Raw genomic sequence first — 14,044 nt, forward strand, 5'->3', positions numbered from 1 at the left:
GGGCGACGCTCATGGAATCCGTTCCCGTCGGAACGGATTCCCCTTCCCTGCCCTTCGTGCGTTCCCTCCGTTTCGGCTGCCGCAATCAGGGCAACCGACAACGGGAAAGACCGTCCCGAAGGACGGTCTTTTCCATGAGCGCACTTTGTGCGCGGAGTATTTCGCTCGCTGCGGCGAGCGATTATTTTTTTGTTTTGATTGATTTTCGCAAGGCGAAAATCAAAAAGGGGAGTTCCGGACTCTGCGGAGTCCGTCTCAGGGCTCTGCCCTGAGAACCCGCAAACCTTTGAAAAGGTTTGATCGAAACTTTATTTCGCCTGCGGGCGGGAGTTTGTTTTTCCGCGGTGCTAGTTTGAGACCCTTCCCTTTTCCACGTGGAACACGGTACCCGCGTGGAACCGTGCGGCAGTTTCCTCTTCACAGCACGTAATAATCACCTGACCCTGCCCCAAATGATTGAGCACGAAGTCCTGGCGGGAGCGGTCAAGCTCGCTGAGCACGTCATCGAGCAGCAAGACAGGATAGACATTATCCTCATCAAAGAACAATTCCCGCTCTGCGAGTTTAAGCGCGAGCGCAGCCGTTCTGGCCTGACCCTGTGACGCGAAGGATGCAGCGGACACGCCGCCGAGGTTTAAGATCAGATCGTCCTTATGCGGGCCGGACAGGCAGGACTTGGCCGCGATCTCAGCCGCGCGGTGGTTCATGGCATGGCTTTGCAGCTGCGCCTCGATGACGGCAGGCGATGCGTAGGGGTCTGAGACGCTCGAGACGGTGTGATAGACGCATTCGAGTGTCTCATGGGGTGCGGCCTCGGCGTGGAGCGTCTGGGCGCGTCCTGCGAGCTTACGGATATAGTACGCGCGGTAGCGGATGATGAGCGCACCCAGACGGCACAGACGCAGCGTGAAGTCGTCGAGCAAATCCAGCATTGCAGGTTTTTCCTCGCCGTCCTTCAAAATACGCAATTTGTGTGCAAGCACTCTTTCATATTCTGCAAGTGCACTTGCATATTGCGGTCGTAATTGACACAGGGCAGCGTCCAGGAATTTGCGGCGGGCAGCCGCACCGGCGCGGACGAGGAACAGGTCGTCGGGGCAGAATAATACAGTGCGTAATAATCCCCTCGCCTCACCCTGCCTTCGCAGACGGATGCCGTTTTTGTAAAGCTCCATGGCGCGGTCGCGGTGCAGGCGCAATTCCAGTTCGACTTCCATGCCCTCGGTGTCGAACGAACCGCGAATCAGACCGTGATCGCAGCCAAAGCGCAGACCTTCTTTTTTCTGCGCGGTGCGGAACAGCTTGATGGTGGACAGCGCCGCCGCAGCTTCGAGCAAGTTGGTCTTGCCCTGGGCGTTTTCTCCGACGATCAGATTGACCGCCGGGTCGAAGCACAGGTCAGCCCGTTCATAATTACGAAAATTTTCCAGCGTCAGCGTGCGGATCAAGCGTCCGGCCTCCTTGTCGGGTGAAGAATTTGAACTGTTTCACGTGAAACAATGGGGATTTTAGATGATTTTGACGGTTTCGCCGTCCAGCGTGACCGTATCGCCGGGGCGCAGCTTTTTGCCGCGCATGAGGCAGGGCTCACCGTTGACCAGAACTTCTCCCTCAGAAATGCGGATTTTGGCCTCACCGCCGGACGAAACAAGGTTTGCAAACTTCAAAAGTGCATCGAGCTTAATAAACTCGCTCTGAATCTGAATCTCACGCATCGGCTTTCAACCTCACAGGCAGGACGAGGTAAGTGTACTTTTCGCCCTCGGTCGGGGTGATGACGATGGGGTTCAGTGCGCCCTTGATGGACAGCTGGATGGTGTCATCGCTGCAAGCGCGGAGCGCATCGAGCAGATAACGGCTGTTAAAGCCGATTTCCAGCGGGTCAACCGAGCCATTGATGGCGCATTCGTCGTAAGATTTGCCGACGGCGGTGATGCAGGTCATCTTCATAACCGAGCCATCGAAGGTAATACGGACGGGATTTTTGAGTTTTTCGGACACGAGCAGGGATACGCGCTCAAGGCAGGTGATGAGTTCGCGGGTATCTGCGGTGACGGTGTACTCAAAAGAGGCCGGAATTGCTGCATTATAGTTTAAAAATTCGCCATCGATCAGGCGGCAGACCAGAGTGGTCTTGCCCAGTGCGAACAAAATGTGCTTTTCACCGGGGCAAACGGTTGCAACCGAGTCGCCGTCCTCGTGCAGAATGCGTTCGATTTCGCGCAGCGCAGTGCCCGGAACGACGAATTTCATGTCCTCAGCCGGTGCATTTTCCAACATTTCGCGGCGGATGGACAGACGGAAGCCGTCAACTGCGACAACAGTCAGCTTGCCGTCGGTCAGCTCGAACAAACAGCCGGTGTGGATGGGCTTGGCCTGGTTGTCGGAGACCGCGAAAACGGTCTGGTTAATCATCGATTTGAGTACTTTTTCGTGCATCGGGATTTCGCAGGCAGCGTCAACTTCGGGCATGGCCGGGAAATCGTCGGAAGCCGAGGCCACGAGGTTGAAAACCGAGCGACCGCACTTAATGGTGGTCAGCAGTTTGTCGTCGGTTTCGACATAAACAACATCATTGGGCAGCTTGCGGACGATGTCGCCGAGCAGCTTTGCACTCAAAACGATCTCGCCGGGTTCTAAAACGTCGGCATCGACCTGGGTACGAATGCCCATCGACAGGTCGTAGCCGGACAGAGTCAGGGTGTCGGCCGCGGTCAGGCGCAGACCTTCGAGAATTGCGATGGTGGATTTTGTCGATACGGCACGAGATGCAATCGAGATTGCGTCGAGGAATGCCGATTTTTCGCAGGAAAATTTCATGGTATTTGGTAGTCCTTTCTTTATCCACAGGAGATGTGGAGATTACGCCGCATTTCCCGGGTAATGGCGGAAAGAAATAGAAGGATAATTTTATAGTCGTAGTAGTAGAGCTGTGGAAGCTGTGGAAAAGCCGAAAAAGTCCATGAACGTCATGGGATTTTTTGTCCCCATGCGGATGTGGATGGATTTGGACGAATTGTGGGGAGAAATTTGGGGAAATGTTTATCCACAGTTTGTCCATCCACAATCCACAGGCAGTGTGGATAAAATTTCGGCCGAAAAATCCCGCTGCCGCAGCCCAGCTCGGGAGTCCAGAGGGACTGCGTTCCTCTGGTCCGTCCAGGTGAAACCTGGTCGAGCCCGCAGGCTCGAAACTCTCTTTTTGAATCCCGGTGTTCGCCCCGGGATTCAATTTACCTGTCGTTCGTATCTATATAATATAGAGACTGGCAGTAATCTAGGGGTGAAAAAACCAATCCAGCAGGTTGGTTTTTATGAGCGCGCTTCGCGCGCAGGGGAATTTCGCGCTCTGCGGAGCGCGATTTTGTTTATTTTTTGGTTGATTCCGGCCTTCGGCCTGGAATCAAAAAAGGGATTTCGGACTCTGCGGAGTCCGACTTAGGGCTCTGCCCTAAGGACCCGCAAACCTTTGAAAAGGTTTGATCCAAACTTCAGTGATTGGTGCGGTGCTTATTTACAGATTCTGAATATTTTCGATCAATGTCTTAATAATATCCTCGAGTTCTGCATTTTTCTTACGATCACCGTCGATTTTATCGCACGCATGCATGACCGTGGTATGATCTCGACCGAAAACCTTACCAATTTCCGGCAGCGAATAATTGGTCATCTTTCTGACTAGATACATTGCCATCTGGCGCGGCTGAACGGTGTCTTTGGAACGACGATCGGACAGAATCTGATCGACCGGAACCGAGTAGAAGTTGGAAACGGTCTGCAAGATCATCGGCGGGGTGGGATTTAAACCGGGGCTGATGGACTTGACCTCTTCGATGACCTTCTGGGTCATGTCGATGGTGATGGCCTCGCCGCCGAGCTCGTGTTTTGCCTTGATTTTCTTGACCGTGCCTTCCAGCTGACGGACGTTGGACTGCAAATTCTCCGCGATGCAGTAAATGACGTCCTTGGGCAGATCGAAACCGAGCTTTTCCGCCTTTGCATTGATGATCGCAACACGGGTTTCAAAGTCCGGCGGCTGAATGTCGGCCAAAAGACCCCATTCAAAACGGGTTTTCATGCGGTCTTCGAGGGTGTTCATCTCCTTGGGCGGACGGTCGGAGGTCAGAACGATCTGACGGCCAGCCTCATAAAGCGCGTTAAAGGTGTGGAAAAATTCCTCCTGCGTGCGCTCTTTACCGGCGATAAACTGAATATCGTCAATCAAAAGCAGGTCAGCCATGCGGTACTTGCCGCGGAAGGACTGCACATCACCTTCCTGAATGGCGGTGACCAACTCGTTGGTGAAATCCTCGCCTTTTACATAAATAATGCGGAAATTCGGGTGCGTACCGCGAATGACATTGCCGATTGCATGCAAAAGGTGGGTTTTGCCCAGACCGGACTGACCGTAAATAAAGAGCGGGTTGTAGTTTTCAGCCGGATGATTTGCGACCGAAACGGCAGCCGCATGGGCGAACTTGTTGGACGAACCAACAATGAAGTGTTCAAAGGTGTATTCCTCGTCGGGGGAAAGACCGATAGACTCACCGGTTTTTTCCGCGGACGGAACCTGATCGCCATAAACGACCGAAAGGGTGATAGGTTCACCGAGCAGCTCGGTCAAAGCCTGCTGTAAAGGCGCGGTGAAACGAGATTCGATGATCTCTTTTTTGAATTGGTTGGCAGCGCGCAGGACGAAGCTAGTGCCCTCGAGGGAGACGGCTTCGGCGTCGTCAAACCAGGCCGAAAGGGTGACCGGGCTGAAGGAACCTTCCATGCGCGACAACGCCATTTTTAATAAGTCGTTGTTGCTGTTCAAAACATTTCCTCCTAATTCTGCCGATTCTTATTCACTGTACATAGTATCATATTTGACAAGGGATTTCAAGTTATCCCCATGGGAGTCCACAGTTGTGGAAAAAATAAACTGCAAACCCGCCCGCAGGCGTAATTGAAGCTTTCGCCAGCCTTTCTCGAAAGGCTGCGGGTTCTCAGGGCAGCGCCCTGAGTCGCCCGTCGCAACGGGCGAAATCCCCTATTGAAACCCGGGGTTCGGCCCGGGTTTCAACAAAACTTTCGTTCAAAGCGCTCGCCGCAGCGAGCAAGACTCTTTTGCGCGCAAAGCGCGCTCATGAAAACCAACCTGCGGATTGGTTTTCAATTTTGCGGCCGGCGCCGCAGCCCGCTCTCCGTTCATGACTTGGCCGAGCAAGTCGGCCACAGCCTTACGGGAAAATACCCCACCGGGGTATTTTCTGATTCCGCAAGGCTCATGAAAAACGCCTAAAGCGTTTTTCCCATAGCGGCTGGCGCCGCACCCTTGCCGTTTCATTTCCCGAACAGCCGGGAGGACCGAAAACTATCCTTAGAAGGAGAACGAAAAGTTCCTTTAAAAAAGGAACCGAAAACCAAAGGATGGACAACCTACGGTTTTCCTCTCCATCGCTAAAAAATATTCCACCGGAATATTTTTTACGGTACGCTCGAAAATCGCGTACCGCCGCTCACCTCGAGTGCGCACGCCTGCGGCGTATTTTAAGGCGCACTCTCGTCCCTTTGGGAACCCGTCTTCCTTCCTCGTTAGGGTTACTGTGTACCGCCGATAGGGTGGGAAAGTATGAACTCCGCGCAGCGGGAGCGTGCCGTCCGGCGCTCCCTGTTGTGCTGGGACTGCGTTGCGAACGCGAAGTTTATGGGACAACTGCGAACCAAGTACAGGTTTTGTATAGCTCAGGCGCTCCGTGCGGCAGTACGATCTGCTCTTGCGGTGCTGATCTGCGCGCCTGGTTTGGACTTCCCTGCTCCTCCGAAAAAATTTGTCTCATCCTTTTCTATTTGACCGCATTTTGTATCATTCGCGGTTATCCGTCTGTCTGCATGTGTGTGAGTCGCTGACGATTTGCCCTGTTCATTAGGCCGCTCATCCTTCTTCACCCATCCGACCCGCTGCAAACCTGTCCCAAAATTCGGGAATATTTGGTACAAAAATTACACAGAGTAAAGTAAAACCCCTTGCCAGTGAAAGGGGGAACTTTTTCCCCCGTCAAAACTGCGCATTTTCAAAAATTGCCCTTGACAAACTCCCGGTCACCTGACTATAATATATCTGATTCGGAGTATTACGGACAGGCAGCGGCATAAGCCCGATACCTGGTTATTGGACCTGTGCCGGTGCCCATTCAGATTCTTAGGATAATAGGAGGTGTGTGGTAAATGCTGAGAACTTATCAGCCCAAGAAGCGTCAGCGCAGCAAGGAGCATGGCTTCCGCAAGAGAATGTCTACGAAGAATGGCCGCAAGGTGCTGGCTCGCCGTCGTGCGAAGGGCCGCAAGCAGCTGACCCTGTAATCTTTGCCCATTCCGCAGCGCAAAAGAAAAAACAGATCGAGCCGCCCAGTATGAGCGGCTCTTTTTTCTATGTTGTCCACGCCGGGGGTCGTATGTTTTCGGCCTGCCGCACCCAAGACCCGGCGCATCGGACACGCGGACCTTTTTTCCAGACCCTTCTGGAATCCTTTGGACGGCGGCAGGCAGGCCGCGCAGGGCAAAAGTTTTGCCTTTCCGGATTCGGCGCGGCGGGAGCGCGCCCGGGCATCGGCCCGCTTCCCTCTCACAAAAAAGCAAGAACGCTTCTGACTTTTGGGAGCAAAACACATGAAGAAAACCTATGTGATCAAACAAAACCATGAATTCCGCAGACTGTACCACCGGGGCAAGTCGGTGGCAAACCGCTATCTTGTGCTGTACTGCCTGAAAAACCGGCTGGGACACAACCGTCTTGGTCTGACAGTGAGTGCAAAATACGGCTGCGCCGTCGAGCGAAACCGCGCAAAGCGTCTGTTCCGCGAGGCTTACCGGCTGCACGAGGCGGAGTTCAAACCGGGATTTGATTTCGTGCTGGTTGCGCGCGCGCGGATGCAGGGAGCTTCCTGCGCCGACGTGGAAAAGGCGCTTTTGAAGGCTGCCCGTGATCTGCACGTCGTACAGGACGTGAAAGAAGGAATGAACGGTTGAAACGGCTGCTATTGGCACTGATCCGGTTTTACCGCCGTGCCATTTCACCTTATACCGCACCGAAGTGCCGCTATATCCCGACCTGTTCGCAGTATGCCCTGGAGGCAATCGAGAAATACGGCGCACGCAAAGGCGGCTGGTTGGCGTTCAAGCGCATCTGCCGCTGTCATCCGTTCTCCAAGCGCGGACCTTACGACCCCGTACCCTAAGCATTTGGGGAGATCCTGCCCGGAAAAGTACGGAAGGAACAAGAACGGACGGGAAGAATCGCCCGTCTGAAAAACCATTTGGAGGAACAACGATTTGGCTAAGCTCTTTGGTTTGTTGATCGTGCGTCCGTTTGGTATGCTGCTGATGGCAATCTACAACCTGGTAGATTCCTACGGCCTCGCGATCATCCTCTTTGCCCTGCTCTGTAAGTTCATCCTGCTGCCGCTCACCATTCACAGTAAGAAGAGCATGCGCAAGATGAGTGCACTGTCGCAGAAGCAGCAGGCATTGCAGAAGAAATACGGAAACAATCGCGTCAAGCTCAACGAGGAGATGCAGAAGCTGTACGAGCAGGAGGGTGTAAACCCGATGAGTGGCTGTCTGCCCTCTTTCCTGCCGCTCCCCATCATGATGGGCCTGTACTACGCGATCGAGAAGCCCATTACCTTTATGATGGGCATTACCGACAAGGACTTTGTGACCGAAGGCATCCCGGATTCGGTACAGCTTCTGATCGATTACGTTCAGAACAACGGCCTTGCCGACCTGTCGGGGTACAATGATTACTACGTCCAGATTCCGCTGATGGAGACGCTCAACAAGCTGGCAGACTCTGCGGGCAACTTCCCGGAGTCCATCACCAGCCTGTCTACCGAGATTGCACAGCATCTGGTACCGCTGAACTTTGACTTCTTTGGCTTCAACCTGGCGCAGACCCCGAATATTAAGGAACCGGGTCTGATCTGGCTGCTGCCCATCCTGTCCGGTGTGACCGCACTGCTGTCCTCGGTCGTTATGCAGAAGATGCAGCAGAAGACCAACCCGGCAGCTGCACAGATGCAGGGTTCGATGAAGACCATGCTGTACATCATGCCGCTGTTCTCTGTATATCTGGGCTTCATCCTGCCGGCAGCACTGGCAGTGTACTGGATTACCAACAACCTGTTCACCATGATTCAGGAAATCGGCCTGACCTGGTACATGAATAAGTACCATCCGGTTGAGGTTGAAGATCCGAAGAAGAAGAAAAAGAAATTGCCGAAGGGAGACGCGTAAAGATGCAGAAGGAACAGATTTTCTCCGCGGCCACGGTAGACCGCGCGATTGAAAAGGCGCTGACCGAGCTGCACATGGATCGCGATGCCGTTTCGGTAGAGGTCATCGAGATGGGCCGCAAGGGCTTTCTGGGTATTGGCGCATCGGACGCCAAGATCCGCGTGACCTATGAAGTACCGGACGAGGTAAAGCCGGCCGAGAAGCCGGCGGCAAAGGTGGAGGAGAAGCCTGCACCCAAGGCCGAGGTCAAGACCGAGGCAAAGCCGCGCCCGGCACAGAACGAGACCCCGCGTCTGGTCAAGGCTGCACCGCAGAGTGCAGAGAATAAGAAGCCGGTACAGCGTCCGGCAGCCCGTCCGGCACAGGACGAGGAGAAGCCGCGCCTGGTACGCCGCGCGAGCGGTGAGAAGGCTGAGCAGCCGGCAGCAAAGCCGACCGAGAACAAGAAACCGCGCCGCGAGCAGGCTGAGCCGACCGTTTTCGTCAAGCCTGAGGAAAAGCCCGAGGGCGAGTGGAGCGCAGAGGCAAAGGCAGCGGTACAGTTCATCGACGGCCTGCTGGTCAAGCTGGGCGTTGAGGGCCGCGCATACGTGACCGCACAGTCCGAGGACGATCACCTGCGCATCGAGATCGAAGGCCCGGACATGGGCCCGGTCATCGGCCGCCGCGGCGATACGCTGGACGCTATCCAGTACCTGACTTCTCTGGTGCTCAATCGCGGCACCGAGGAACATGTCCGCCTGACCATTGATACCGAGAACTATCGCGGTAAGCGTGCCGAGTCTCTGGAGAGACTGGCAAGAAAGATGGCGGGTAAGGTTGCGCGCTATCATAAGCCCATGACTCTGGAGCCGATGAATCCGTATGAGCGCAGAATCATTCATTCTGCACTGCAGGATTACCGCGGTGTGACCACCCATTCGACCGGTACCGAACCCAACCGTCGTGTTGTGATTTCGCCGGAAGGCGGCAGACGCTACGCGGGTAAGAGACCCCAGCGTCCGCAGCAGTAAGGGGAAAAAATTGAAGCTTTCGCCAGCCTTTCTCGAAAGGCTGCGGGTTCTCAGGGCAGAGCCCTGAGCCGGACTCCGCAGAGTCCGGAACTCCCCTTTTGAAACCCGGTGTTCGGCCCGGGTTTCAATAAAACTCTCGTAAAAAAGCGCGTCCGCAGACGCGCAATTCTCCGCGTGCTTAGCACGCTCATGAAAACCGTTCCATTCGGAACGGTTTTCTTTTTTTGTATATTTTGGTTGATTCCGGTCTTTGACCGGAATCAAAAGAGATTTTCGCCCGTTGCGACGGGCGACTCAGGGCTCTGCCCTGAGAACCCGCAAACCTTTGAAAAGGTTTGATCGAAACTTCATTGCCGCCCTTCGGGCGGTCTACCCTACCCTTTTTTCCCAGAAAAAAACCTCCGCTTCGCGGAGGATGATGCATCAAACCAGATATTCCGTTTTATTTTTCCTGAGACCCCTTATCTTCTCGCGTGCGGAATCAAGATCTTGACCAAGATCCCGTCGTCGCGCTCTTCCTTTTCATAACTGGTGTTGACCCCGGATTCCTTCATCATCCCCACCGCCTTGTCCACTGTATTGAGGAACAAGCGCACATCCTTGATGAGCCGCCGCATGGTGCCAGCCGGTTTTTCGGGCGGGGCTGTGAGCAGCTGTTCGATGTATTGCTCGGTGCGATTGACGTTCCATTGGTGCTGGATGATTGCCTGGGTTGCCTTTAACCGTTCTTCCTCGGTGGGCAGACGCAGGAGCGCACGGGCGTGACGTTCGGATAACCCACCCTCACGGATGAGGCGCATATTTTCCTGCGATAATTTGAGCAGTCGCAGCTTGTTTGCGACCGCAGATTGCGTTTTTCCCACCTTGCGTGCCGCTTCCTCCTGCGTCAGACCGTAGCGGTCAATGAGACGGCGGAAACCGGCAGCTTCCTCGAAGAAATCCAGGTCACGGCGCTGGAGATTTTCGACCAGCGCGATGGCGGAGGAGTCTGCCTCGGTGGCGTTCATTACCAGACAGGGCACTTCGGAAAGCCCGGCCGCACGCGCCGCACGCAGTCGGCGCTCTCCGGCGATCAGCTCGTAGCCGTCGGGCGTGCGCCGCACGGTCAAGGGATTGAGTACACCGTATTGGCGAATGGAGTCTGCCAGTTGATTGATCGCCTCGGGTTCAAAGTACCGCCGCGGCTGGTTGGGATTGCGAGAGATGAGCGCGGCCTTAATACGCCTGAGCTGTCGTTCGTTTCCGTTTCCGGGCAGATTAAACATCGGTGTCATGGTGGGAAATAGCCTCCTTTGTTGATTTGGTTCGCTCTATCTACAAGGTTACCAGAAAATGGCGGGATGTAAAGGGAAATCGTCCGCAGATGTTGCACTTTCAAGACGGCATTCAGCGGCATTTGGGCAGAAAACGGCAGATTTTCTATTTTTCGGCAGGAAATAATTCCCAAGCACTGCACCCCTGCTGAAAGTTTCGCCAGCCTTTTCAAAGGCTGCGGGTTCTCAGGGCAGAGCCCTGAGCCGCGCTCCGCAGAGCGCGGAACTCCCCTATTGAAACCCGGTGTCCGACCCGGGTTTCAACTCAAACAAACAAAAAAGGAAAGACCAACCATTCGGTTGGTCTTTCCAAGAGAATTGCGCATCCTGCGGGATGCGCTTTTATTTTTTATTTTGGTTGATTTTCGCTTTGCGAAAATCAAAAGGGGATTTCGCCATCTGCGGATGGCGACTTGAGGCTCTGCCTCAAGACTCCGCAAACCTTTGAAAAGGTTTGATCGAAACTTCAATTATTGGTGCGGTGCTGTCCCTTACAGCGGCGCCGCCGAGATCTTCTGAAATCTTCTCGGATACTTCGCCGGGGTACTCTTGATCTTCTTGACAATCACCAGACGGCTCTTTCTACCCTCCGACATGGGCACGGTGTAATCGATCACGCGCTCTAACCTGCCGCCCAGAATGGTGATCGCGTTCTTGGCCTCCTCGATTTCCTCATCCGAACCGACCGCCTTCATAGCGATGAAGTACCCGCCGACCTTGACGAGCGGCAGGGACAGCTCTGCGAGCACATTGAGTCGTGCGACGGCACGGGAAGTCGCAAGGTCGAATTCTTCGCGGTGGTCGAACTCCTCTGCACGGGCATGGACGGCCTGCGTGCCGGTCAGACCCAGTTCGTCAATGACCTCCTGCAAGAACTTGATGCGCTTGCCGAGCGAGTCGAGCAGGGTCACCTTTGCATCGGACAGAATCGCGACCGGGATACCCGGGAAACCCGCGCCGCAGCCCACGTCAATGACGGTCTTTCCGGCTGCATAGCACGCGAGGGGTGCGCAGTCGAGGAAGTGGCGGGTCACGACCTCGAGGGGGGCGGTGACGGCGGTCAGGTTCATGACCTTATTTTTTTCGAGTAAGAGGTCGGAGAAGGCGAGCAATTTGTCCACAGCCTGTGGATCGTGCTGGCCGAGTTGTTCCAGACCGGAAGTAAGCAGTTCATGAGCAGTCATGCGTCGTTGCCTCCCTTTTCGAGGTTGAGATAGATCATCAGAGCGGTGATATCGGCGGGGGAAACGCCCGAGATACGACCGGCCTGACCGAAGTTGAGCGGACGGATGTCCTTGAGTTTCTGTCGTGCCTCCAGACGGAGCGAGGGCACAGCATCGTAGTCGATGTCCTGGGGCAGCGTGCGGGCTTCGAGCTTGCGGAACTGCTCGACATCCTTTTGCTGGCGGGCGATGTAGCCCTCGTACTTGATGCGGATTTCGACCTGTTCGCGGATGGCGGGGTCGAGCGCGGGGCGGTCGGGGTCAAAGATTGCGAGATCGTCATAGCTGAGTTCGGGACGGCGCAAGAGATCGATCATGCGGCATCCGGCCTTGAGGGGTGTGGAGTGGTGTGCGGTCAAAAAGTCCTGCATTTCACCCGTGGGCTGTACACTGACCGTGCATAAACGGTCGATTTCCTGCTGCACGCGCTGATATTTTGCCTCGGTGCGTGCCAGACGTTCGGGACTGTTGAGTCCGACGCGTGCACCGATGGGTACCAGACGCTCGTCAGCATTATCCTGCCGGAGCAGCAGACGGTATTCCGAGCGCGAGGTCATCATGCGGTAGGGCTCACGCGTGCCGCGGGTGACCAGATCGTCGATCAGCGTGCCGATGTAGCCGTCGGCGCGGTCGAGGATGAGCGGGGACTCTCCCTTGATCTTGCGTGCGGCATTGATGCCCGCGACCAGACCCTGCGCTGCGGCTTCCTCGTAACCGGACGAGCCGTTAAACTGTCCTGCACCGTATAAACCGGGTACTTTTCGGCATTCCAGCGTGGGAAGCAGCTCGGTGGGGTCGACGCAGTCGTATTCGATGGCGTAGGCCGGGCGCATGACCTCGGCGTGTTCGAGTCCTTTGATGGTGTGCAGCATTTTGAGCTGCACGTCCTCGGGCATGGACGACGAGAAGCCCTGCACATAGATTTCCTCGGTTTCCAATCCCATCGGCTCGAGGAAGAGCTGGTGACGGGGCTTGTCGGCAAAGCGCACGACCTTGTCCTCGATGGACGGGCAGTAGCGCGGGCCGACACCCTCGATCGTGCCCGAAAACAGGGGCGAGCGGTCGAGATTGTCGCGAATGACCGCGTGCGTGTCCAGATTGGTGTACGTCAGATGGCAGACCGCCTGATTTGCAGGCGGGTGCTCGGAATCAAAGGAAAACGGGATGATCTCCTTCTCTCCCTCCTGCACTTCGAGGCCATCGAAGCAGATCGACCGGCGGTTGACACGCGGCGGCGTGCCGGTCTTAAAGCGCTGGAGACGCAGACCGAGCTTGCGCAGACAGCCGGTCAGTTCCTTGGCCGGGAACATGCCGTCCGGACCGCTCTCCTGGGTAAATTCGCCGATGATGATGCGCCCGCCGAGGAAGGTACCCGAGCAGATGATCGCGGCTTTGACCGCATACTGCGCACCGGTGGCCGTGGTCACACCACACACCGCACCGGTTTCGTCCACCTCGACCGACACGACCTCGGCCTGCTTGAGCGAGAGGTTTTCGGTCGTCTCGAGTACGTGCTTCATGTACGAGCGATATTTCACGCGGTCGGCCTGCGCACGTAAAGAGTGCACCGCAGGGCCTTTGCCGCGGTTGAGCATGCGGTATTGAATGCATGCCGCATCGGCTGCATGCCCCATTTCGCCGCCGAGCGCATCGATCTCGCGTACGAGATGCCCCTTTGCCGTGCCGCCGATGGCGGGATTGCAGGGCAGATTGCCGACGGCATCTAAGTTGATGGTAAAGCACAGCGTGCGCAGTCCGAGACGCGCACCGGCCAGCGCAGCTTCAATGCCCGCGTGACCGGCACCGATGACCGCGATGTCGTAAGTGCCAGCAAAATACATGGATGTTCCTCCGAAAATTTTTGTGCACATCTGTTGATAACTCTGTGCATACTTGGGATAACTGTGGATAGATAGCTGAAAAATAGAATACGAAATGTAATATAGAGAAATAATATGTCGAAATGTAATGTAAAATTGTGGTAGAAAAGCACGAGCGTCCACAATGTGCACAAGGGGATTGTGGATAACTTTTTTGGGTGAGGATTCCCGCCCGCAACCCTCGACTTGCGGTGAACCCATCCCGCCCGCAGGCGAAAACGGGTCCGGGCCTGAGGCCCGGCGCGGTCCAGCCGCGCAGGCTGGCCGCCGTCCGCAGACGGCGGAATCCCCTATTGATTCCGGCTAAAGCCGGAATCAACAAAAACTTATTTAGA

The 14,044-nt window shown here is 55.5% G+C and carries 15 protein-coding genes; 8 read left to right on the top strand and 7 right to left on the bottom strand.

The features are described 5' to 3' along the window. Window positions 1-272, top strand: a 272-nt coding sequence (locus B5D52_RS16390; protein WP_207651149.1) for a hypothetical protein, incomplete at its 5' end; no start/stop codon positions are given. Between the two features lie 75 nt (window positions 273-347). Here the strand turns inward: B5D52_RS16390 and recF are convergent. From recF to dnaN, 3 genes are read right to left on the bottom strand one after another with little or no spacing between them, the layout of a single operon-like run. Next, a complete protein-coding gene (gene recF / locus B5D52_RS13230) occupies window positions 348-1,448 on the bottom strand; it encodes a DNA replication/repair protein RecF (RefSeq protein ID WP_016148865.1) in 1,101 nt (366 codons plus the stop codon). Between the two features lie 60 nt (window positions 1,449-1,508). Next, the gene (locus B5D52_RS13235) at window positions 1,509-1,715 is read right to left on the bottom strand and encodes an RNA-binding S4 domain-containing protein (RefSeq protein WP_016148866.1); all 207 of its coding nucleotides are present in this window, start codon (window positions 1,713-1,715) and stop codon (window positions 1,509-1,511) included. Continuing rightward, on the bottom strand, window positions 1,708-2,820 hold the full coding sequence (gene dnaN, locus B5D52_RS13240) for a DNA polymerase III subunit beta (RefSeq protein WP_016148867.1): 1,113 nt from the start codon (window positions 2,818-2,820) through the stop codon (window positions 1,708-1,710). Before dnaN ends, B5D52_RS13235 begins: the two co-directional genes overlap by 8 nt. 112 nt (window positions 2,821-2,932) lie before the next feature. On the opposite strand from dnaN, the gene B5D52_RS16395 reads away from it, so the two are divergent. Then, window positions 2,933-3,442, top strand: a complete 510-nt coding sequence (locus tag B5D52_RS16395; RefSeq protein WP_040333032.1) for a hypothetical protein — start codon at window positions 2,933-2,935, stop codon at window positions 3,440-3,442. Between the two features lie 72 nt (window positions 3,443-3,514). Here B5D52_RS16395 and dnaA read toward each other — a convergent pair whose 3' ends face one another. Beyond that, a complete protein-coding gene (gene dnaA / locus B5D52_RS13250; RefSeq protein ID WP_016148868.1) occupies window positions 3,515-4,819 on the bottom strand; it encodes a chromosomal replication initiator protein DnaA in 1,305 nt (434 codons plus the stop codon). Between the two features lie 312 nt (window positions 4,820-5,131). Between dnaA and B5D52_RS16400 the strand changes: the two genes are divergently transcribed. From B5D52_RS16400 to jag, 6 genes are all read left to right on the top strand, one after another. After that, the gene (locus B5D52_RS16400; RefSeq protein ID WP_155827640.1) at window positions 5,132-5,287 is read left to right on the top strand and encodes a hypothetical protein; all 156 of its coding nucleotides are present in this window, start codon (window positions 5,132-5,134) and stop codon (window positions 5,285-5,287) included. Between the two features lie 926 nt (window positions 5,288-6,213). After that, window positions 6,214-6,348 carry a 50S ribosomal protein L34 gene (gene rpmH, locus B5D52_RS13255; RefSeq protein WP_016148870.1) on the top strand — a complete coding sequence of 45 codons (135 nt, stop codon included), beginning with the start codon at window positions 6,214-6,216 and terminating at the stop codon, window positions 6,346-6,348. 306 nt (window positions 6,349-6,654) lie between these two features. Continuing rightward, window positions 6,655-7,014: a ribonuclease P protein component gene (gene rnpA, locus B5D52_RS13260; protein ID WP_016148871.1), complete on the top strand. Its 360-nt coding sequence runs from the start codon at window positions 6,655-6,657 to the stop codon at window positions 7,012-7,014. Continuing rightward, the gene (yidD, locus tag B5D52_RS13265; protein ID WP_016148872.1) at window positions 7,011-7,223 is read left to right on the top strand and encodes a membrane protein insertion efficiency factor YidD; all 213 of its coding nucleotides are present in this window, start codon (window positions 7,011-7,013) and stop codon (window positions 7,221-7,223) included. Before rnpA ends, yidD begins: the two co-directional genes overlap by 4 nt. A 94-nt stretch (window positions 7,224-7,317) precedes the next feature. Next, window positions 7,318-8,280, top strand: a complete 963-nt coding sequence (locus B5D52_RS13270; protein WP_016148873.1) for a YidC/Oxa1 family membrane protein insertase — start codon at window positions 7,318-7,320, stop codon at window positions 8,278-8,280. 2 nt (window positions 8,281-8,282) lie between these two features. Beyond that, the gene (gene jag, locus B5D52_RS13275) at window positions 8,283-9,293 is read left to right on the top strand and encodes an RNA-binding cell elongation regulator Jag/EloR (RefSeq protein WP_016148874.1); all 1,011 of its coding nucleotides are present in this window, start codon (window positions 8,283-8,285) and stop codon (window positions 9,291-9,293) included. A 461-nt stretch (window positions 9,294-9,754) separates the two neighbouring features. On the opposite strand, the gene B5D52_RS13280 is transcribed toward jag, so the two are convergent. The 3 genes from B5D52_RS13280 to mnmG form a co-directional block, all read right to left on the bottom strand. After that, a complete protein-coding gene (locus B5D52_RS13280) occupies window positions 9,755-10,567 on the bottom strand; it encodes a ParB/RepB/Spo0J family partition protein (protein ID WP_016148875.1) in 813 nt (270 codons plus the stop codon). Window positions 10,568-11,097: 530 nt separating this feature from the next. After that, window positions 11,098-11,790 (bottom strand): 16S rRNA (guanine(527)-N(7))-methyltransferase RsmG, encoded by a 693-nt coding sequence (gene rsmG / locus B5D52_RS13285; RefSeq protein WP_016148876.1) that lies wholly within the window; start codon window positions 11,788-11,790, stop codon window positions 11,098-11,100. After that, entirely contained in the window at window positions 11,787-13,670 is a 1,884-nt protein-coding gene (mnmG, locus tag B5D52_RS13290; protein WP_016148877.1) for a tRNA uridine-5-carboxymethylaminomethyl(34) synthesis enzyme MnmG, read from the bottom strand. Before mnmG ends, rsmG begins: the two co-directional genes overlap by 4 nt. Window positions 13,671-14,044 lie beyond the last annotated feature (374 nt).

Source organism: Butyricicoccus pullicaecorum DSM 23266, from assembly GCF_900167005.1.
GTDB classification, from domain to species: domain Bacteria; phylum Bacillota; class Clostridia; order Oscillospirales; family Butyricicoccaceae; genus Butyricicoccus; species Butyricicoccus pullicaecorum.